The sequence below is a fragment of the Methylocystis sp. Se48 genome (assembly GCF_056269425.1).
This window is the reverse complement of sequence record NZ_CM149850.1, coordinates 1,965,457-1,984,755: the sequence shown is the minus strand read 5'-3', so window position 1 is coordinate 1,984,755 and position 19,299 is coordinate 1,965,457. Positions and strand designations below refer to the sequence as shown.

The 19,299-nt window shown below is 65.9% G+C and carries 19 protein-coding genes and 1 tRNA gene; 6 read left to right on the top strand and 14 right to left on the bottom strand.

Going from position 1 to position 19,299, the window contains the following annotated elements:
- Positions 1–52: 52 nt before the first annotated feature.
- The 4 genes from ACV959_RS09815 to ACV959_RS09800 form a co-directional block, all read right to left on the bottom strand.
- On the bottom strand, positions 53–175 hold the full coding sequence (locus ACV959_RS09815) for a hypothetical protein (RefSeq protein ID WP_475736431.1): 123 nt from the start codon (positions 173–175) through the stop codon (positions 53–55).
- A 33-nt stretch (positions 176–208) separates the two neighbouring features.
- The gene (locus ACV959_RS09810) at positions 209–331 is read right to left on the bottom strand and encodes a hypothetical protein (protein ID WP_475736430.1); all 123 of its coding nucleotides are present in this window, start codon (positions 329–331) and stop codon (positions 209–211) included.
- A gap of 748 nt (positions 332–1,079) precedes the next feature.
- Positions 1,080–4,298 carry an error-prone DNA polymerase gene (locus tag ACV959_RS09805; protein ID WP_475736429.1) on the bottom strand — a complete coding sequence of 1,073 codons (3,219 nt, stop codon included), beginning with the start codon at positions 4,296–4,298 and terminating at the stop codon, positions 1,080–1,082.
- Between the two features lie 185 nt (positions 4,299–4,483).
- Positions 4,484–5,011, bottom strand: coding sequence for a hypothetical protein (locus ACV959_RS09800; protein WP_475736428.1), 528 nt, complete (start codon positions 5,009–5,011; stop codon positions 4,484–4,486).
- Between the two features lie 328 nt (positions 5,012–5,339).
- Between ACV959_RS09800 and ACV959_RS09795 the strand changes: the two genes are divergently transcribed.
- A complete protein-coding gene (locus tag ACV959_RS09795; RefSeq protein ID WP_475736427.1) occupies positions 5,340–5,612 on the top strand; it encodes an EF-hand domain-containing protein in 273 nt (90 codons plus the stop codon).
- 175 nt (positions 5,613–5,787) lie between these two features.
- Here the strand turns inward: ACV959_RS09795 and ACV959_RS09790 are convergent.
- A tRNA-Ala gene (locus tag ACV959_RS09790) sits at positions 5,788–5,863 on the bottom strand.
- A 158-nt stretch (positions 5,864–6,021) separates the two neighbouring features.
- Between ACV959_RS09790 and ACV959_RS09785 the strand changes: the two genes are divergently transcribed.
- The 3 genes from ACV959_RS09785 to ACV959_RS09775 are packed head-to-tail and all read left to right on the top strand — an operon-like array spanning position 6,022 to position 7,688.
- Positions 6,022–6,309: a YggT family protein gene (locus tag ACV959_RS09785; protein ID WP_475736426.1), complete on the top strand. Its 288-nt coding sequence runs from the start codon at positions 6,022–6,024 to the stop codon at positions 6,307–6,309.
- Complete coding sequence (locus tag ACV959_RS09780) at positions 6,296–6,625, top strand: DUF167 family protein (protein WP_475736425.1); 330 nt, start codon at positions 6,296–6,298, stop codon at positions 6,623–6,625. Before ACV959_RS09785 ends, ACV959_RS09780 begins: the two co-directional genes overlap by 14 nt.
- A 4-nt stretch (positions 6,626–6,629) precedes the next feature.
- Positions 6,630–7,688 carry a MaoC family dehydratase gene (locus ACV959_RS09775; RefSeq protein ID WP_475736424.1) on the top strand — a complete coding sequence of 353 codons (1,059 nt, stop codon included), beginning with the start codon at positions 6,630–6,632 and terminating at the stop codon, positions 7,686–7,688.
- Between the two features lie 176 nt (positions 7,689–7,864).
- Here the strand turns inward: ACV959_RS09775 and ACV959_RS09770 are convergent, their stop codons facing one another.
- The 5 genes from ACV959_RS09770 to ACV959_RS09750 all read right to left on the bottom strand — a co-directional run bounded on the left by ACV959_RS09770 (position 7,865) and on the right by ACV959_RS09750 (position 14,664).
- Complete coding sequence (locus ACV959_RS09770; protein ID WP_475736423.1) at positions 7,865–9,370, bottom strand: replicative DNA helicase; 1,506 nt, start codon at positions 9,368–9,370, stop codon at positions 7,865–7,867.
- Between the two features lie 294 nt (positions 9,371–9,664).
- The gene (rplI, locus tag ACV959_RS09765) at positions 9,665–10,228 is read right to left on the bottom strand and encodes a 50S ribosomal protein L9 (RefSeq protein ID WP_475736422.1); all 564 of its coding nucleotides are present in this window, start codon (positions 10,226–10,228) and stop codon (positions 9,665–9,667) included.
- A 50-nt stretch (positions 10,229–10,278) separates the two neighbouring features.
- Entirely contained in the window at positions 10,279–11,265 is a 987-nt protein-coding gene (locus ACV959_RS09760) for a DUF2232 domain-containing protein (RefSeq protein ID WP_475736421.1), read from the bottom strand.
- Between the two features lie 163 nt (positions 11,266–11,428).
- On the bottom strand, positions 11,429–13,987 hold the full coding sequence (locus ACV959_RS09755) for an ABC transporter permease (RefSeq protein ID WP_475736420.1): 2,559 nt from the start codon (positions 13,985–13,987) through the stop codon (positions 11,429–11,431).
- Positions 13,987–14,664, bottom strand: coding sequence for an ABC transporter ATP-binding protein (locus ACV959_RS09750; RefSeq protein WP_475736419.1), 678 nt, complete (start codon positions 14,662–14,664; stop codon positions 13,987–13,989). Before ACV959_RS09750 ends, ACV959_RS09755 begins: the two co-directional genes overlap by 1 nt.
- A 13-nt stretch (positions 14,665–14,677) precedes the next feature.
- Between ACV959_RS09750 and ACV959_RS09745 the strand changes: the two genes are divergently transcribed.
- Both ACV959_RS09745 and thpR read left to right on the top strand, forming a co-directional pair.
- Positions 14,678–15,373 carry an arylesterase gene (locus tag ACV959_RS09745; RefSeq protein WP_475736418.1) on the top strand — a complete coding sequence of 232 codons (696 nt, stop codon included), beginning with the start codon at positions 14,678–14,680 and terminating at the stop codon, positions 15,371–15,373.
- Between the two features lie 35 nt (positions 15,374–15,408).
- Positions 15,409–15,978, top strand: a complete 570-nt coding sequence (thpR, locus tag ACV959_RS09740; protein WP_475736417.1) for an RNA 2',3'-cyclic phosphodiesterase — start codon at positions 15,409–15,411, stop codon at positions 15,976–15,978.
- A 19-nt stretch (positions 15,979–15,997) separates the two neighbouring features.
- Here the strand turns inward: thpR and ACV959_RS09735 are convergent, their stop codons facing one another.
- From ACV959_RS09735 to ftsE, 4 genes are all read right to left on the bottom strand, one after another.
- The gene (locus tag ACV959_RS09735) at positions 15,998–16,807 is read right to left on the bottom strand and encodes a lysophospholipid acyltransferase family protein (protein ID WP_475736416.1); all 810 of its coding nucleotides are present in this window, start codon (positions 16,805–16,807) and stop codon (positions 15,998–16,000) included.
- Positions 16,808–16,873: 66 nt separating this feature from the next.
- Complete coding sequence (locus ACV959_RS09730) at positions 16,874–17,560, bottom strand: YdcF family protein (protein ID WP_475736415.1); 687 nt, start codon at positions 17,558–17,560, stop codon at positions 16,874–16,876.
- An 89-nt stretch (positions 17,561–17,649) separates the two neighbouring features.
- Positions 17,650–18,630, bottom strand: a complete 981-nt coding sequence (locus tag ACV959_RS09725) for a cell division protein FtsX (RefSeq protein ID WP_475736414.1) — start codon at positions 18,628–18,630, stop codon at positions 17,650–17,652.
- 5 nt (positions 18,631–18,635) lie between these two features.
- Positions 18,636–19,298 (bottom strand): cell division ATP-binding protein FtsE, encoded by a 663-nt coding sequence (gene ftsE / locus ACV959_RS09720; protein WP_475736413.1) that lies wholly within the window; start codon positions 19,296–19,298, stop codon positions 18,636–18,638.
- Between the last annotated feature and the right edge of the window lies 1 nt (position 19,299).

Below are 19,299 nucleotides of genomic sequence, written 5' to 3'. Positions count from 1 at the left end.
TCAGGCGGACAGAGAGCGGGCGGCCCACGGGACCGTCCGCTCCGGCGAAGCGTTACATCGGGAAGAGCGCGCCCTGGCGCTCCAGCAGCGATTCCATCGCATAACCGACGACGCCAATGTAGATCGTCTGGCGCCACGTCGTCTGCCAATCGGCGATGCATCCGCCCTTGTTCACCGTGGCGCCGGCGGGAATGACGGGGACGACAGGCTATTTTATGCTCGGCCCGGAACGGACCTTCGCCGGGCTCGTCGCCGGCGCGGCCGCGGCGGCGGCCGAGATGAGGGCGACGGCGATCGCTGCGGTCACCGCGCCCTTGCAACGCATCGTCATCGTTATCTCCCTAAAATCGTTATGCTTATGCCCAAGATGGCGAAGACTGACGATTTTCCGCCCGTTTGGCTCCCCGCTGCGAAATTTTGCCCCTGCGCCGGGAGACTCTCGTGAGCTGACCGGAAAGGGGTCAGTCGCTCTCCCTCTTGCCGGTCTTGGCGCCGCCTGTCGTCTCGGAGGAACGCAGACCGACGGCCGCGTGCTCGGCCCCCGGCCCCCGGTATAGGAAAGCCCCGGCTCCGCGCGTCCCGCAAGCGATGGCGACATTGCCGCCCGAATGCGCAAGGCCCAGACGAAGAGGAGAGTGGGCGTTCGGAGAATACAGAACGGCCCCGCGCGTTGGCTGCGCTGATCTGGGGAATGAACTCGAAGCAAAGGAAACAGCTTTCGGTCCCGTTTTCATGAAGTCTCCATTAGACGCGCGATGAGTGGAAAATCGGAATATTGCAGATTCTCGCAAAAATTGAAACTTTTTATTTTTACATTTAGCGCGTATATTTTGAGTAATTTTCTTGATCTTGGCAGTTAAACAACGAATTTAAAACTAAAATTATCGATTGATTGCGGGAATTTATATTGATTTTGGCTTCCCCGCTTCAGGCAGTATTGAACAATCAGAAAGCGAAAGCTTTGCAATATACGCCAAGCATAGATCCGCGTTCCGCGCTCTTTTTGGGGCGATCCGTCATCGGCCGCCGAATTTGCCATTCTTTAACGAATTTGGGCGGGAAATGTTCCGTATTCCTCATCAGTGAAAATTGCGCGCTTTGGGCATCGCGTCGCCTCTGACGATGCGCATCGTTTCCAGCAGGCGTAAATCCTCGGACAAATCCTCCACGCGTTGCGCTACGACATGAATGACGCCGGCCGCTTTTTGCAGACGCCCGGCGACGGCGACATAGCGTGCGCCGATGATCTCCGCGCGCCGCCGTTCGAGGAGCTTCGGCCAGACGATGATATTGGCCTGGCCGGTCTCGTCCTCGATCGTCATGAAGACGACGCCCCTGGCCGTGCCAGGGCGCTGCCGCAGCAAAACGAGGCCGGCGACGGTCAGATGGCGGCCGTCTCCATCAGGAAAATTCGAGAGCGCCGCGCAGGGCAGGACGCCGCGCGCGTCGAGCCGATTGCGCAGGAAGGCGACGGGATGGCCTTTGAGCGAGAGGGAGAGGAAGCGGTAGTCCTCGATGATTTCTTCGCCGGGCGGCATGGGCGGCAGATGCGCGTCGGGCTCCAGCGGCGCGAAGGACAGCTCCCGCAGCAGCGGCAGATCGTCCTTGTCGCCCGCGCGATTGAGTCCGGCCGCCGCCCAGAGCGCATCGCGGCGGGAGAGGCCGAGCGAGGCGAAGGCGTCGGCCTCCGCAAGCCGCGTGAGCGTCGCGGGAGAAAGCTCCGCGCGCAGCCAGACGTCGCGCACCGAGTCGTAGCCCTTTCCCCGCCGCGCGACGAGGCGGCGCATGTCTTCCTCCGAAACGCCCTTGATCTGGCGGAAGCCGAGGCGGATGGCGCGGTTTCCGAGAATGTCGCCGGCCATGTCGGCGTGGCGGGGGTGGAGGGGGAGCGGCCGCCCTCTGCTCGCCGCGGAGCGCGACGGGTGGGGTTCCAACGTGGAGTCCCAATCCGACGCGTTGATATCGACCTCCCGCACCTCCACCCCATGCTCCTTCGCATCGCGCACGATCTGGGCCGGGGCGTAGAAACCCATGGGCTGCGCATTCAAGAGCGCGCAGGCGAAGACATCCGGGTAACGGCATTTGAGCCAGGCGGAGGCGTAGACGAGCAAAGCGAAGGACGCCGCGTGGCTCTCGGGAAAGCCGTAGGAGCCGAAGCCCTCGATCTGTTTGAAGCAGCGTTCGGCGAATTCGCGCGCATAGCCCTTGCGCGTCATGCCGTCGATCATCTTGTCGCGGAAGCCGCCGACGAGGCCTGCGCGCTTGAAGGTCGCCATGGCGCGGCGCAACTGGTCGGCCTCCTCCGGCGTGAAACCGGCCGCGACGATGGCGATGCGCATGGCCTGCTCCTGAAAGAGCGGCACGCCATAGGTCTTGCCCAGCACCTTCTCCAGTTCCTTCGAGGGATAAGACACCGGCTCCTTGCCCATGCGGCGGCGCAAATAGGGATGCACCATGTCGCCCTGAATGGGGCCGGGCCGCACGATCGCGACCTCGACGACGAGATCGTAGAAGCAATCGGGCTTGAGGCGCGGCAGCATGGACATTTGCGCGCGGCTTTCGATCTGGAACACGCCGACCGTGTCGGCGCGCGAAATCATCGCGTAGACGCGCTTGTCCTCGGCGGGAATCGTCGAGAGGCGATGCGCGATCCCGTAATGCTGCGCGAGCAATGCGAGCCCCTTGCGCAGGCAGGTGAGCATGCCGAGCGCGAGCACGTCGATCTTCAAAAGACCCAGCGCGTCGAGATCGTCCTTGTCCCATTCGATGGTGCTGCGGCCCTCCATTGCCGCGGGAAGCACGGGCACGACTTCGTCGAGACGGTCGCGCGTGATGACGAAGCCGCCGGAATGCTGCGTGAGATGACGCGGGAAGCCCTCGATTTCCTCCGCGAGCGCGAGCGCCTTGGCGAAGCGTGGTTCGCTCGAATCCAGACCGAGTTTCGCAATGTCGTCGGCGCGCGTGCCGCGCTCGCTGCCGCGCCCGAAGGCGGCCGACGACAGGCGGCCGACGAGATCGCTCGAGAGCCCGAAGGCCTTGCCGATTTCGCGAATGGCGCTCTTGCCGCGATAGGTCGTGACCGCCGCCGCAAGTCCCGCGCGCTCGCGGCCGAAGCGCTGGTAGATATATTGGATCACTTCCTCGCGCCGCTCATGCTCGAAGTCGACGTCGATGTCGGGCGGCTCGTTGCGCGCGGCGGACACGAAGCGCTCGAAGAGAAGATCGTGTTTCGTCGGATCGACTTCTGTGATCCCGAGACAGAAGCAGATGACGGAATTGGCCGCCGAGCCGCGCCCCTGCGCCAGAATCCCTTTCTCGCGCGCATGGCGCACGATGTCGTGCACGGTGAGAAAGTAGGCGGCGTATTTCAGCTCGCCGACAAGTTTCAGCTCGCGTTCGAGCAGCGCGGAAACATGGTCGGGAGCGCCTTGCGGATAGCGGATCTTCGCGCCCGCGCGCGCGAGCGATTCGAGCGCCTCCTGTTCGTTCGCGAAACCTTCGCGCAACTCGCTCGGATAGTCATAGGCGAGATCGGTGAGGCGAAAGTCGAGCGCGTCGATGAAGCGCGCGCTTTCCTCCACCGCCTGCGGCGCGTCGCGAAAGAGCCGCGCCATTTCCTCCGCGCTCTTGAGATGCCGCTCGGCGTTGGCGGCGAGCAGGAAACCCGCCGCCTCCAGCGTCGTCTTCTCGCGAATGCACGTCAGCGCGTCGGCGAGCGGGCGCCGTCCGGCGACATGCATATGCGCATCGTTCACCGCGACGAGCGGAAGCCCGAGCTTTTGCGCGAGTTCGATGCGGCCGAAAAGCCGCGCGCGCGGGCGCGGGCCGTAAAGCGCCGTCGCCGCGATCCAGAGGCGGCCCTTCAGCGCCTCCAGCAGAGCAGGGGGCGGCGCGCCGTTCTCCATCAGCACCACATGCTGGCCCTCGGCGAATTCCAGCAGATCGTCGAGATGAAGCGCGCAGTCGCCTTTCACGCTTCGCATATTGCCGCGCGTCAGCAGACGGCAAAGACGTCCGTAAGCGGCGCGGTCCTTCGGATAGCAAAGAATGTCCGGCGTCCCGTCGCGAAAGACGAGGCGCGCGCCAATGGCGAGACGGAAGCCGCCGGCGCTTTCCCTGTGCGCGCGCAGATAGGAGAAGGCCCTCACCACGCCTGCGAGCGAATTTCGGTCGGCGATTCCAAGGCCGCAATGGCCCAGCGCGACCGCCGTCGCCGCCATCTCCTCCGGATGCGAGGCGCCGCGCAGGAAGGAGAAATTGGTGGTCGTCGCGAGTTCGGCGTAGCGGGGCGGCGGCATGAGCGGAACGGGACGACGTAGTTTGTTCTCTTATTGTTCCAGTTTTCTGCCACTCGTCAAGCGGCGGCGCCGTCATCACGGCCGAAACGGCCGCCCACCGGAGCGAAACTTTCGGGGGCGACAAAAAAGAACAGCCGGCGCCCTTTCGAGCGCCGGCTGCGGGAAAGATCCCAGCAAACCGCCTGCTACTGGACCGGGGCCTCTTCGGCCGGGGCGTCCACCGGAGCGGCTTTGGGCTTCGGCTTGGGCTTGGGCTTGGGCTTGGGTTTGGGCTTGGGCGCGGCCGGCTTCTTCTCGGCGGGGGCAGGCTCAGCGGCTTCAGGCGCGGCGGCCGGCGGCGCTGCTTCGGGCGCGGCGGGCGCCGGCGGCGCAGCCTCGGGGGCGGGCGGCGCTTCGGCTGCGGGCGGCGGGACCGGCGGAGCTCCGTCGGACTTCGGCGCATCTTCCGGCGCAGCCGGCGGCTCGGCGGGCGTCGCCTCGGCCGACGGGGCTGCGGAGGCGTCCGGCTCCTTCGGCGCCTCGCCCTCGACGGGCGCTGGCGTTTCGGCGGGCGGAGCGGCTTCGGAAGGCGCTTCCGCCTTCGGAGCCATCATATTCTCGATCGCCGCTCGCAAGGAGGCGACGCCTTCGCTCGGCGCCGCATAGACGCCAAGGCCGAAGCCGATCGCGCCAGCGACGAGAGCTGTCAGAATAGTCGATATAACACGCGCCATCCTATGCGTTCCTCCAGGACAACAGTGTTGCGCAGATACTCGGGCGGGTTACGCTGCTTGCAATACGACTGTGGTCAGATCACAGCAATTCCAAGACTGAATCAGTGCAAAACGCGGCAGACTTGTATCGCGCCGTCAGATGCAAGCGCAAGCCGCGTCGCACGAATCCGTGCGCAACGCAACGTCATCCGCGCGCGGTAGACGCTCCATTGGCGTCGCCGCGCGCGTCCTTTGACGCCGGGCGGAGAATAGGCAAGACTGCGCTTGAAGCGATGGAAACATTTTGATGGCGCTCACGATTAACCGGCGCCGAGGGATGGAAACGCACATGAAGACGGCGAAACGGCTTCCGCTCCGCGCAGCGCTGATCGCGACGCTCCTGATCCTCGATCACGGTTTCTCGAGCGCGCAGAGCGCCGCCCAGATCGAGACGAAATTCGCCGCCGCCGACAAGGACGGCGACGGCAAGCTGACGCCGGAAGAAGCCAAGGCGGGGATGCCCCGCGTCGCTGCGAATTTCGCCAAGATCGACAGAGGCCACAAAGGCTTCGTCACGGTCGAGGACATCAAGGAGGCAATGGCGCCCATGAACGGGCGCTGAGCAAAAACTTCGCGGCGCGCGACTCCGCCTTCCGACACCGGCGTCGATCGCCGAGCGCCCGTTTGCGCGGCGATCTGATCGGCGAGAGTCGGGAACGGCGGCGAAACCCTGTTCGTTGAGAATCAATGCGGCGATTTGCCGCTGCAACGAAAGACATCACTTTGAGGAAGGGAATTGGTGGAGCTGGGGGGATTCGAACCCCCGACCTCTGCAGTGCGATTGCAGCGCTCTCCCATCTGAGCTACAGCCCCGCTCCGAGGCGGGTGGATATAGGGCGCGCCTTTCCCTGTCAATCGGATATGCGCGTCGAATGAAAATTTCCGCGAACGGGCTGCGGCTTCGCGGAAGGTTGCCGCAGAAGGGCAGGGAGGCTAGAGAGGCCGGAACCCAATTTTTGCGGGACGAAGACATGTCTTACGCGGTTGCGAATCTGCTTCTCACGATCATCGACCTCTATTGGTGGGTCGTCATCGTCTCGGTCATCATGTCCTGGCTCGTCGCTTTCGACGTGCTGAACACGCGCTCTCAGGCCGCGCAGACGATCTGGCGCGCCGTGGACGCGCTGACGGAGCCGTTGCTGCGTCCGATCCGCTCGGTCCTGCCGGCCGTGGGCGGCCTCGACATCTCGCCGCTGATTCTCCTGCTCGGCTTGCAGTTCCTGCGCGACGTCGTTTCACGCGCCCTTGTCTACGGTTGAGCCGCCCTGGGCGGCCGAGCCGGACGGCGTGACGCTCTGGCTCAGGCTCACGCCCAAAGGCGGGCGCGACGCGATCGACGGGGTCGAGACGCTCTCAGACGGCAAGAGCGTCCTCAAGGCGCGGGTGCGCGCCGCGCCGGAGGACGGGCGCGCCAACGCCGCCCTGATCGAACTGATCGCCAAGGCGCTGCGCGCGCCAAAAAAATCCGTGGCGATTCGCTCCGGCGAAACGAGCCGCGTGAAGAAGCTTTTCATCGCGGGCGACCCCGCGCCATACCTCGACGCGCTGGCGAAGCTGGCGCCAACTAACGGCTAAAGAGATGAGCAAGTCGAAAATCAACGTCGGCAATTTCTTCGAGGACTTCAAAATCGGCCAGGCGCTGCGCCACGCCGCGCCGCGCACCGTCACGGTCGGCGAGGTCGCGCTCTACACCGCCCTCTATCTGCCGCGCTTCGCGGTGCAGTCCTCCAGGGCCTTCGCGCAGGCGATCGGCTACAAGGACGCGCCGATCGACGACCTGCTCGTCTTCCATCTCGTGCTCGGCAAGACGGTGCCCGACGTCTCGCTCAACGCGCTCGCCAATCTCGGCTACGCTGACTTCAAATTCCTCGTCCCGGTCTATCCGGGCGACACGCTCGACGCGACCTCCGAAGTCATCGGCCTCAAGGAGAACTCCAACAAGGAGACGGGCGTCGTCTATGTGCGCACGACGGGCAAGAATCAGCGCGGCGAGACCGTGCTCTCCTACGCCCGCTGGGTAATGGTGAAAAAGCGCGACAAGGACGCGCCCGTCGGCCCAGCCGTCGTGCCGGACCTGCCCAAGGCCGTGCCGCCGTCGGAGCTGGGCCGAGCCGTGCCGCCGCTCGACGTCGCCGCCTATGACAAGGCGCTTGCCGGTTCGCCCTACTTCTGGGGAGATTACGACGTGGGCGAGAAGATCGACCACATCGACGGCATGACGGTGGAGGAAGCCGAGCACATGCTCGCGACGCGCCTCTACCAGAACAATTCCAAGGTGCACTTCAACCAGTATTACGAATCGCAGGGCCGGTTCGGGAAGCGCATCATCTACGGCGGCCATGTGATCTCCATGGCGCGCGCGCTGTCCTTCAACGGGCTCGAAAACGTGTTCCACATTTCGGCGGTGAACGGCGGCAAGCACGTCAATCCGCTCTTCGCCGGCGGCACCATCTTCGCGTGGAGCGAGGTGCTGGACAAGGCGGAGATCCCCGGCCGCGGCGACATCGGCGCGCTGCGCCTGCGTCTCGTCGCGACGAAGGACAAGCCCTGCGCGGAGTTCCCGCTCGTCGGCGCCGACGGCAAGCCGGACCCGGCGGTGCTGCTCGATTTCGACTATTGGGCCGTGCTGCCGCGGTAAACCGTTGCGCCACCGCCGCTCCCGCAAGGCGGCGGGGGCGGCGACGCCTCAGCGGGTCCACATCGCGTAGATGAACGCGCCGAGGAAAATGACGAATAGCGCGATGCTCCGCCAGTCGAAATTTTCGCGGTCGCGCCGCTTCGCGTCGTCGTCCTGATCCGTCAAATTTCTGATCCTCACATCGGCGCGGGCAGCTTGTCCTCGTCCGCGAGATTCGAGAAGCGCGTGACTTCCGCCTCGAAAGCGAGCGGCACCGTGCCGGTAGGGCCATGGCGCTGTTTGCCGATGATGGCCTCGGCGCGGCCGTGTGCGCGCTCCATCTCGGCCATCCAGTTGATGTGCTCCTCCGTGCCTTCCCGCGGTTCGCGATTCTTCAGGTAATATTCCTCGCGATAGACGAAAAGCACGACGTCGGCGTCCTGCTCGATCGAGCCCGATTCGCGCAGGTCCGAGAGCTGCGGGCGCTTGTCGTCGCGCGACTCGACCTGACGCGAGAGCTGGGAGAGCGCGATGATCGGCACATTCAGCTCTTTCGCCAGCGCCTTCAGGCCGGTCGTGATCTCGGTGAGTTCCTGCACGCGGTTGTCGCCGCGAGACTTGGAGCCCGCGAGCAGCTGCAAATAGTCGACGACGAGAAGGTCGAGCCCTTTCTGCCGCTTGAGCCGGCGCGCGCGCGCCGTGAGTTGCGCGATGGAGATGCCGCCGCTCTGATCGATGTAGAAGGGGATGTTCTGCATCTCCCGCGAGGCGTCGACGATGCGGCGGAAGTCGTCCTCGTTGAGATCGCCGCGCCGGATCTTGTAGCTCGGCACGCCAGACTGCTCGGCGATGACGCGCGTCGCCAATTGCTCGGCCGACATTTCGAGCGAGAAAAAGCCGACGATCCCGCCGTTGATCGTCTTGTGCGAGCCGTCGGGCTCCACCTCATATTGATAGGCCCTGGCGATGTTGAAGGCGATGTTGGTGGCGAGCGCTGTCTTGCCCATGCCGGGACGGCCCGCGACGATGATGAGGTCGGACTTCTGCAAGCCGCCCATTTTCTCGTCGAGGTCGACGAGGCCCGTGGCGATGCCGGACAAATGGCCGTCGCGCATATAGGCGCTCGACGCCATGTCGATCGCGATGGTGAGCGCGTCCGAAAAGCGCTGGAAGCCGCCCTCGTAGCGGCCGGTTTCGGCGATGGCGTAGAGCTTGCGTTCGGCCTCCTCGATTTGTGCGCGCGGGGAGGAATCCACGGGCGAATCGAAGGCCGTATTGACGATGTCCTCGCCGATGCTGATCAATTCGCGTCGCGTCGCGAGATCGTGGATTATGCGGCCGTAATCCTCGGCGTTGATGATGGTGGTCGCTTCCGCGGCGAGACGCGCGAGGTAGGCCTGGATCGTGACGCCGGCGGGGAGTTCGATGTCGGCCAGAAACGTTTTCAGCGTGACGACGGTCGCGAGTTTGCCGGCGCGGATGAGCTGGCCGGCGGTATCGAAGATGCGCCCGTGCAGCGCCTCCGAAAAATGTTCGGCGCGCAGAAAGTCGGAGACGCGATCGAAGGCGTCGTTGTTGACGAGAATGGCGCCGAGCAGCGCCTGTTCGGCCTCGATATTGTGCGGGGGCGTGCGATAGGCAGGCGTCTCCGGCTGGGCGACCTGAAAGCCGCGCCGTTCCGCCAATTGTTCGATTGGAGGCATCGGGTCTCGTTACGTCGAAAGAAGCGCCGGGGCCTTCAAACACATAACGCGGAAGCTGCCCGGATTTGAAAGGATTTTCGCATGAAGGCGCGGACGGCGCCAGACTTGACTCTTAATGCATTCTTTCGGGTGTCACAGTTGCGAGTCTTTTCCACATGCGCGGCGAAAGATTTCGTTTCCGTGTCGCCGGCGGGACTTGCGGAGCGGCGCCGAATCGCGTTGTGCGGCGCGAAAAAGAAAAACCCGGCGGTCTTTCGAGCGCCGGGTCAAATTCACTCTCGGTCGAAATGCGTCTTACAGCTCGACGTCGCCAGCCTCGGCCAGCGCCGCGCCGACCTCGAGGCCGAGGTCGTCCATCGACGTCTCCTCGCGGGTCGTGACGGATTCGCCGCGCGCCTGACGCTCGGCCTCTTCCTCCGAACGGGCGACGTTGACGGTGATCTTGACGTCGACTTCCGGATGCAGATGCACCGGCACGGAATGCAGGCCAAGCGCCTTGATCGGATGCGTCAGCACGACCTGATTTCGGTTGAGCGAGAATCCGCCGGCGGTCGCCGCCTCGGCAATGTCTCGCGTCGAGACCGAGCCGTAGAGATGTCCGCTCTCGCCGGCTTGCCGGATGATGACGAAGGTCTGTCCGTCAAGCTTCTCGGCGACGGCCTCGGCTTCCTTCTTCGCCTCGAGATTGCGGGCCTCGATTTGAGCGCGCTGCGACTCGAATTGCTTCTTGTTGGACTCGGTCGCGCGCAGGGCCTTGCCGCGGGCGAGGAGGAAGTTGCGGGCGTAGCCGTCGCGCACGCGGACCGTGTCGCCCATCTGGCCAAGCTTGGCCACGCGTTCGAGCAGAATGACTTCCATTTTTTTGGTCTCCGGGAGTTGTGCGCTTTGTCAGGAAAATCGGGACGAAGTCAATCCGATTTTTGCGGCTGATCCGGCGCCGCGGCCTGCTTGCGGTCGCGATAGTTGAAGATTGTGTCGGCGCCGCCGAGCACGGCGAGGGGCACGATCGGCCAACCGAGCAGGCCGAGCATGAAGTAGAGGACGCCAAGCACGAGCGCGCTCGACTTCGACCCGCGCACCACCACGTGCACCACCGCGAGGCCCTGAAGCATCAGGAGCGTGCCCATGGTCGCGACCAGCACGAGGCCGATGGCGCCCGAGGGGCCGTTGAAAAAGGCGAGCGCGAGGCCGGAAACGAAGGCGCCCGTCACCGCGCGGGGAAGGCGGAAGTCCATCGCAATGTCGGGCCAGGGGCGGGAGAGCAGCCCGGAGGCGCGGGCGATGAAACCGCCCAGCCAAAGATTGGCGACATGAATGAAGAGTCCGTAGCCCGCGAGCATGGCGGGAACCGCCCGCGCGACCTGACCCGAAAGTTCAGTCGGATTGACGCCCTCCGGCAGCTCCTTGTCCCGCAGCATCGAGTCGAGCATCAGGAAAGCGCGGGCGCGGATGGGGTTCAGCGCCTCGTCGAGCGAGCCGAAGCTGATCGTCGCGACGATCAGCCACAAAATGACGGCGGTCGCCAAAACCGCGCCCGCGGCGAGACAAGCCCAGCTCGAGACGTTAGACGCGATGAGGTCGCGGCGGCCGCGCGGCGCGCCCGAGGCTGCATAGGCGGCGAGCCAGGCCGGCCCGGCGACGAGAAGCGCGTAGCCCATGCCGACGACCGGATGCGGATAGAACGACAGGATCAGCGTCGCGACGATCGCGGAAGTCGCGCCATGCCGAACGCCGAAACCGAGGGCGACGATGATCAGGGGCAGGGGCGCGAGATGGGCGAACAAAAGCCCGGCCAGTCCCCCGCGCGTGACGACGAGGGCCACCGCGGCCGCGGCGAAGCCGCCGAGGATCGAGACGCCGATATTCTGCGGAGAGAATTCGCTCTTGTCGGGCACGTGCGAGAAACTTCCAATCTGGGGTCGCGGCCCGCCGGGCTAGGCGTCCGGTCAAGCCAAAAAGCGCCGATACGACCTTCCGGCCGGCGGCGCGAGACGCGCTTTCTACGCCGACGGGGCTGGAAGGGCAAGGGGGACGCGGCCGCCCGGGCGTCCGGATCGCTCACAATTCCCGCAATTCCGGCCCCGGCCGGCGCGACAGCACGCGCCAGGTGCCCGCGAGTCCAAGGGCGATCGTGACGATGAGCGTCGCGCCGGTCGTCGCGGCCACGACGCCCATGGGGAAGGCGAAGTCGATTTTCATCAGAAGCGTCACCATGGCGTAGGCCGCCCCGGAACCGGCGGCCACCGCGATGAACGAAGCGACGAGCCCGACGACGCCGAACTCCAGCCCATAGGCGGCGGCGAGCCAGCCGCGCGTCGCGCCCAGGGTCTTCAGCACCACGGCGTCGTGCAGCCGCGCGCGCTGGCCGCTCGCAACGGCGCTCGCGAGCGCGAGAATCGCGGTGACGATGGCGAGGCCCGACGCGGCGCGGGCGGCGAGCGCGAGCTGTCCGGCGATTTTGTCGATCGCCGCGAGCGCCTCCTTCACGCGCACGGACACGACCATCGGGAAGCGCTTGGCGGTCTCGCGGGCGAGCCGCGCGTCCATCGCGTCGCGGGCGGCGACGGAGGGCGCGTCGTAAGCAATGGTGAACAGCTCCATATAGGGAGCGGCGGCGAATGTGTTCGGCGAGAACACCATCACGAAATTGATGTTGTAGCTGCGCCAGTCGACCTTGCGCAGACTCGCGACTTTCGCGACCGTCTCGCGGCCCAGCACATTGACCTTGATCTCGTCCCCGAGGCCGAGCCCGAGCCCTTCGGCGATGCGCTGTTCCAGCGAGACGAGGGGCGGACCAGTGTAGTCGCCGGCCCACCATTCGCCCGCGACCAACTGCGAATTCGACGGCACGGAAGCGGAAAAGGTCACGCCGCGATCGCCCTCCAGCGCCCATTTGGCGTCGTCGGCGACGCTGATCCTGTCGACCGGAACGCCTTTCACCTCGACGATCCGGCCGCGCATCATCGGCACATGCTCGATCTTCGCGCCAGGGGCCTGTTCGGCGAGGAAGGCGTTGAAGGCTTGCGCCTGCGCCTTCGGCGTGTCGATGAAGAAGAAATTCGGGATTTCGCCCGCATCCGCCCGCGCCAGCTCCTTATGGATCGCGCCCTCGACCAGGGCGAGGGCGATGAGCAAGGTCTGCGTCAGGCCGATGGAGACGACCAACGCGGGCGTGAGGCTTTTCGGGCGCCAGATGTTGGCGAGAGCGAGCCGTAGCCGCGCGTCGCGGGGGCGGGGCAAGGCGCGCGCGATTCGCATCGTCAGCCAGGCCGCGCCGCGCAAGACTGCGAAGGCGGCGACGGCCGCCGCCGCATAGGCGCCCCCGAGCTTGAGATCGGGCGAGGACGCGATCACAAGCGCGGCGAGCGCCGCCGCGGCCGCCCAGGCCCCGGCGCGATAGCGCGCGAGCCTGACGTTGCGGGCGTCGTCCCGGAGCAGCGCCGCGACCGGGACTTCATGGGCGCGGCCGAGCGGGACGAGCGCAAACATGAGCGTGACGAGAAGGCCGTAGAGCGCGCCCATGAGCGCGCCGCGCGCGTCGAGCGAGGCGGAAACGGGAAGTTCCGCGACCTGTTTCAGCGTTTCCGCCGCCGCGAGCGGAATGACGGCGCCGACTGCGAGGCCGAGCGCTATGGCGAAGGCGGCCGCGGCCATGACCTGCGCGAGCGCAATGGCGAAGACGCGCGACCCCGTTGCGCCGAGCGCCTTCAGGACCGCGAATTGCGTCCGCTTGCGCTCGACGAAGCCGTGAACGGCGTTAGCGACGCCGGCGCCGCCCGCGACAAGGGCGGTGAGCGCGACAAGCGTGAGCAATTGCGTGAAGCGGTCGAGATTGCGCGAGAATTGCGGAGATACGGCGTCCCGCGTGCGCGCCTCCCAGCCGGCCTGCGGAAAGGCCGCGTCTGCGGCTTTCGCAAAGGACTTTACGTCCTCGTCGCTCGCCTTTCCGTGAAGCGTCACGCGCGTGACGTTGCGCACGACCGTCCCCGGCGTCAAAAGGCCGGCGGCGGCGAGCGCCGCGCGCGTCATCATCACGCGCGGGCCGAAGCCGACGCCGCCCGCAAGCTTGTCGGGTTCGGCGACGAGCTTCGCGCGCAATTGCAGCCGCGCGGCGCCGATCATCAGCGTCTCGCCGAGCTTCACGTCGAGCCGCGCGAGCAGAATCGGGTCGACCGCGATTCCCGCGACGCCGTCCTTTTCCCCGAGCGCGTCCGTCAGGGGCAGGGCGGGGTCCAGCTCCACGGCGCCGAAGGCCGGATAGGTCGAGGGATCGACGGCCTTGATTTCCACCATGGCCGCCTCGCCGTCGTCGCGCCGCGCCATGGCGCGCATCAGCGAGATGTCCGACAGGCGCCCGCGCGCTTCGAAAAAGGCCCGCTGCTCGGGCGAGAAATCGCGCGCGACGAGGCTGAAAGAGGCGTCGCCGCCGAGAATGGTGCGTCCCTCGCGGGCGAGGCCCTGCGCGAGCGAGCGCGAGAGGCCCGCGACCCCCGAGATCGCCGCGACGCCGATGACGATGCAGACGATGAAAATGCCGAAGCCGCGCGGATCGCCAAAAAGATCGCGCAGGGCGAAGCGCAGGGCGAAGGGGAGGGAGCGGAAACGCGCGCCAGCCATCAGCTTTCGTCCGCTTCGATCCGCCCCGAGCGCAGCCGCACGCGCCGTCCGCAGCGCGCGGCGAGCCCCGGATCGTGGGTGACGAGAACCAGCGTGGCGCCCCGGCGCTTCTGCTGGGCAAAAATGAGGTCGATGACGGCGGCGCCGGTCTCGGAGTCCAGATTCCCCGTCGGCTCGTCCGCCGCAAGGATCAGCGGATCGGGCGCGAGTGCGCGGGCCAGCGCCACGCGCTGCTGCTCCCCGCCCGAGAGCTGCGCGGGGTAATGGGAGAGCCGCGCGCTAAGCCCCACCGCCGCAAGCTCCGCTTCGGCGATGTCATAGGCATCTGATTTTCCCGCGAGTTCCAATGGAACGGCGACGTTTTCCAGCGCCGTCATGGTCGGAATCAGCTGGAAAGACTGGAAGACCACGCCTATCTTCTGGCCACGGAACCGCGCCAGCGCGTCTTCCGACATCGCGCCCAGGTCGCGGCCGTCTATGCGGACGGCGCCGGAGTTGGGGCGCTCGAGCCCGGCGAGGGTCATGAGCAGTGTCGATTTCCCCGAGCCGGACGGCCCCAGGAGACTGACCGTCTCGCCATGGGCTATGTTTAGGCTGACGCCCTTGAGAACGTGGACCCGCGCGGCGCCGTCGCCCAGCGTGAGATCGACGTCCGCGAGTTCGATGACCGGCTGCACGGAGAAGCTTTCCTTGAACGACGCGCCGCTTCAGACGCTTGTGACTTTCCCGCCTTATCGCCTGTTCGGGCGCTGGCTTCAAATCGCGGCTTTCGCCGTTTCCCTTCTCGCCGGCGCCAGCGCGGAGGCCGCGCAAAAGCGCGTGCTCGCCTTCGGCGACAGCCTGACGGCTGGCCCGGGCCTTGCAGCGGAGGATACTCTTCCCGCGCAGCTGAAGCGCCTGCTCGCGGCCCGGGGGCTCGATGTGGAGGTGATCAATGCGGGGGTCTCCGGCGATACGACGGCGATGGGCCTCGCGCGGCTCGATTACGCCCTTTCGACCGGGCCGATGGACGCGGCGATTCTGGAGCTTGGGGCGAACGACATGCTGAACGGGATGCCGCCCAAGGACGCCCGCGCCAATCTCGAGAAAATGATCGAAACTTTTCAGTCGAAAGGCGTGCCTGTCGTTCTGGCGGCAATGGTCTCCAGCAACAACTGGGGGCAAGCTTATCGTGAGGAGTTCGATTCGATTTATCCAGACCTCGCCCGGAAATATGGGGTGACGATGGTTCCTTTCTTCATGGAAGGCGTCTGGGGCGATCCGAAGCTTCTGATCGGCGACGGCGTGCACCCGAATGCGGCGGGCGTCACGAAGATTGCAAGAAGAATGGCCCCCTATGTCGAAAGGGTTCTCGCGTCCGCGGGCGCGAGGAGGGAAACGCGCTAGCGCGGCTGGTCCAACAGCTGTTCGAGGAGGAGCATATGCCTAGACTGTTCACGGCCCTGGAAGTTCCTCCCCACATCGCCGAAAGCCTCGCGCGCCTGCGCGGCGGCCTCTCCGGCGCGCGCTGGATCGACGTTGAGAACTATCACGTCACCCTGCGCTTTCTCGGCGACGTCGACGACGCCTTCGCCCGCGACGCCGCCAACGCGCTTTCCTTTATCGAACGGCCCGAGGTCGATGTCGTCATCGACCAGTTGACGTCATTCGGCGGGGATCGGCCGCGGGCGATCGTGGCGCGGGTGCGGCCCGATCCGGCGTTGATGGATTTACAGGCCGAGCAGGAGCGGCTGATGCGCCGTCTCGGCGCGCCGCCGGAGCCGCGGAAATTCGCGCCGCATGTGACGCTCGCGCGTCTGCGCGGATCGAGCGCGGCGTCCGTTGCCGCCTATCTCGGCGCGCGCGGCTATTTCCCGCCGCTGCGGTTCAGGGCCGAGCGATTCGTGCTCATGTCGTCGCGCGCCTCCGTGGGCGGCGGTCCCTATATCGTCGAGGCGGAATATCCGCTCTACGAGGCGCGTGCGGCGCTGACGGGAGCGGCGACCGCTTAAGAGGCGAAGGCGGCGGCTTTTAAAGCTCGCCCGCCTTCCTCGCGGCGCGCGCCTTGTCTGCTTCGATCGCCCTGGCCCGGTTTTCCTCGACGCGCTTCGCGAGACCCGGATCCTTCGCCACCGCTTCCGCGATCAACCGGTCGGAGGCGGTTTCGATCTCAGTCTGCATTTTCTCGAAGAATTCGCGCGGCGGCAGGCCGGGCGGAATGACCGGCAGAAACTCCATCACGATCGTCCCCGGATGGATCAGGAAAGAGCGGCGCGGCCAGAAAAGCCCGGCGTTGAGCGCGACCGGCAGCACCGGCACATCGGCCGCCGCATAGAGATGCGCGACGCCCATCTTGTAGGCGGGCGGCGCGCCGGCGGGGCGGCGCGTGCCTTCCGGGAAGATGAAAAGCTGGCGGCCCTGCGCGAAGATCTTCTTTGCTTTAGCAATGAGCTGGGGCAGCAGCTTGCCGCCCTTGGCCCGGTCGATGCCGATCTGTTCGGCGGCGAGCAGATACCAGCCGAAGAAGGGAATCCAGACCAGCTCATGCTTGAGGATGTAGCTGAAGTCGGGAAATTTCGTCGGCAGAACGAAGGTGTCCCAGATCGACTGATGTTTCGCCGCGACGATCACCGCGCCCTTCGGAATATTCTCGACTCCGCGAAACTCCACTTTCGTTCCGCAGATTTTGTCCAGGAGCCACAGCGAGAGCCGCCCCCAGGTGCGCCCGAGCTCCTGCGAAACCTGACGGCGCATGAAAAGGCCCGGCAGCCAGACGATCTGGAGCAGGATCATCGTGGCGAAGAACAGGATCTGGAAGACGAAAGAGCGCAGATAGATCATGGGCAGGGTTACTTTGGCGACGCGCCCGCGCCTTTTACGCCAGCGCGGCGCCGGAAAACAAGGCGCTCACTCTGACAGGGTCGCGCTCGCGCGCAGCTGCGCGAGATCGAGGCCGCTCTGCTTCGGGCGGAAGTAAAGGCGCACGTAGGCGCCGAGATATTTCAGATACTCGCCGCCGACGAGGCGCGCGACGTTCAGGTCGCGCGACCAGTCCGCGACCGTCACATGCTCGCTGACGACCGGAAACGGATATAGCTTGACGTCCGGCAGCTCCGCCGAAAGCTCCGCCAGCGCGCGCGGCATGTGGTAGTTCGACGTGACGACGATGAGCGAGCGCGTAATGTTGTGCACCTGCGCCCACTCGCGCGTTTCCCGGGCGTTGCCGATCGTATCGAGCGCCTGATAGCCGAGATCCACGCAGCAGTTGAATAGGTCGCGGGGGAGAGGTAAGAGCTTGGCGAGCACGGAGCTTCGCGTCGCGCGGTTGACGCCCGTGATGAGCATCCGTTTGGCCTGACCGCGGGCGAGAAATTCGGCCGCCTCCTGCACCCGGTCCGACCCTCCGGTGAAGGCCACGACGCCTTCGGCCCTGACCTCTAGAATTGGTTCGACGCGCGCGAGCGAGTGGGCGAACCAGAGGAATCCCAGCCCGAAGGCTGCGACGCAGGCCCCGGCGAAGCCCAGCGCCGCAACGGCGAGGCGGCGGCCGAACCGGCTTTTTTTCGCGCTCCAACGGCGCGCCGTCGCCCTCACCCGCTTCCTCCCGTTATATTCGGCCGACCGCGCGTCGAAGCGCGATTCGCTTTTTCAGAGGAGGACATAATGCCCCGGGGCCGCGGAAGTCACCCCAGTCGGCGCAAATGACGGAAGACGATGAGCTGCGAGAGATAGCCGGTCAAAACAGCGATTCCTCCGGCGAGTAGCAGGATGATGACGATTCCTTCGGGCCCCAGCGAGAAGTCGCCGAACATGGCCTCCATCTGCTCGCCGCCCGCGGTCGCGCGCCAGCTTCGCGTCAGGGTTCGCGCCAGCAGGAAAAAGGCGATCGCCGCTCCGCCGCCGAGCGCCGCGCCGCGCAGTCCGAGCGCCAGGAAGCGGCGCTGAAATTCTTGCGCGATGAAGGTGTCCGCGGCGCCGACGATATGCAGCACTTCCACGATCTCGCGGTTGGTGGCGACCGCCGCCCGCGTTGCGGAGGCGACGGCGATGCCCATTGCGCCGACGATGAGCACGAAGATCATCGCCGAAACCGCGACGACCGCGCGCGCCATGTCGCCGAGGCGTTCGACGAAAAGATGATGGTCGTCGAGCACGGCGCTGGGGACGGCGCTGGAAAGCTCCGTCCGCAGACTGTCGAGGTCTGGCCGCTTCTTCGGGTCCAGCTTCACGACGATCATGCGCGGCGTCGGCAATTCGGAAAAATCGAGCCCCTGACCGAGCCAGGGCGCCAGCAAGGCTTCGGATTCGGCCTTGGTGTAAATCTGCGCCTCCCGCACGCCGGGTGTTCGCTGAAGGATCTCCGCCGCTTTCTTGAGATCCGCCTCCATGTCCCGGCCCTGCGCGGGACGCACCTGGACGCTCGCTTCGCTCGACGCTTCATTGCGCCATTCGACGCTGGCCTCCGCGACGAGCAGAGCGGCCCCGGCGGCGAGCGCCGCAAGGAAGGTCATGATCGCGATGACGATGACGAGCGAGCGGCCCGCGACCGAGTCCGTCGGCACGAGCGCCGTCGGCTGGGACGGGCCGTCTTCTTCCAGCGTCTCTTCGGGCGGGTTCAGCCCCCGGGCGAACGACAGCAGCTTTTGGGCGAAGGACAGAGCCATCTCCCTCACTCGAAGATGTGCAGCCGGCCGTCCGCCAGCACCAGGCGCCGGGCCTCGTCATATTGATCCATCAGACTCAGATCATGCGTCGCGATGATCACCGCCGTGCCCGATTTGTGCAGCTCGACAAAGAGCCGCAAAATGCGGCGGGCAAGTGTCGGATCGACGTTGCCCGTGGGTTCGTCGGCGAGCAGGAGCTTGGGCTGCGAGATGAGCGCCCGAGCGATCGAGGCGCGCTGCTTCTCGCCGCCGGAGAGGACGCTGGGCAAACTGTGCTTTCGCTCGCCGAGGCCGACCCATTTCAGAAGCTCGGTCACTTCCGAGCGGTAGCTCGACTCTTCCCGGCCGAGCACGCGCAGGGGCAGGGCGACGTTTTCGTAGAGGGTGAGATGGTCGAGCAGGCGGAAGTCCTGGAAGACGACGCCGATCCGGCGGCGCGTCTCGGTGATTTCGTCCTTGTCCAGCGTCGCCGAGTCCCGCCCGAAGATGTTGATGAGGCCGCGCGTGGGCTTCAGCGCCATGATGATGAGGCGCATCAACGTCGTCTTGCCGGCGCCGGACGGGCCGGTGAGAAACTGGAACGAGCGCGGCGCGACTTCAAAGGTCACGTCGCGCAGCGTTTCCGGCCCGACGCCGTATCGGAGCCCGACATTCTCGAAACTCAGCACC

Excerpts from the sequence above, each read along its gene's own strand:
- ACV959_RS09810 (WP_475736430.1), bottom strand. The coding sequence starts at position 331 with ATGACGATGCGTTGCAAGGGCGCGGTGACCGCAGCGATCGCCGTCGCC.
- ACV959_RS09805 (WP_475736429.1), bottom strand. The coding sequence starts at position 4,298 with ATGCCGCCGCCCCGCTACGCCGAACTCGCGACGACCACCAATTTCTCC.
- ACV959_RS09800 (WP_475736428.1), bottom strand. The coding sequence starts at position 5,011 with ATGGCGCGTGTTATATCGACTATTCTGACAGCTCTCGTCGCTGGCGCG.
- ACV959_RS09795 (WP_475736427.1), top strand. The coding sequence starts at position 5,340 with ATGAAGACGGCGAAACGGCTTCCGCTCCGCGCAGCGCTGATCGCGACG.
- ACV959_RS09785 (WP_475736426.1), top strand. The coding sequence starts at position 6,022 with ATGTCTTACGCGGTTGCGAATCTGCTTCTCACGATCATCGACCTCTAT.
- ACV959_RS09775 (WP_475736424.1), top strand. The coding sequence starts at position 6,630 with ATGAGCAAGTCGAAAATCAACGTCGGCAATTTCTTCGAGGACTTCAAA.
- ACV959_RS09770 (WP_475736423.1), bottom strand. The coding sequence starts at position 9,370 with ATGCCTCCAATCGAACAATTGGCGGAACGGCGCGGCTTTCAGGTCGCC.
- rplI (WP_475736422.1), bottom strand. The coding sequence starts at position 10,228 with ATGGAAGTCATTCTGCTCGAACGCGTGGCCAAGCTTGGCCAGATGGGC.
- ACV959_RS09755 (WP_475736420.1), bottom strand. The coding sequence starts at position 13,987 with ATGGCTGGCGCGCGTTTCCGCTCCCTCCCCTTCGCCCTGCGCTTCGCC.
- thpR (WP_475736417.1), top strand. The coding sequence starts at position 15,409 with ATGCCTAGACTGTTCACGGCCCTGGAAGTTCCTCCCCACATCGCCGAA.
- ACV959_RS09735 (WP_475736416.1), bottom strand. The coding sequence starts at position 16,807 with ATGATCTATCTGCGCTCTTTCGTCTTCCAGATCCTGTTCTTCGCCACG.
- ACV959_RS09725 (WP_475736414.1), bottom strand. The coding sequence starts at position 18,630 with ATGGCTCTGTCCTTCGCCCAAAAGCTGCTGTCGTTCGCCCGGGGGCTG.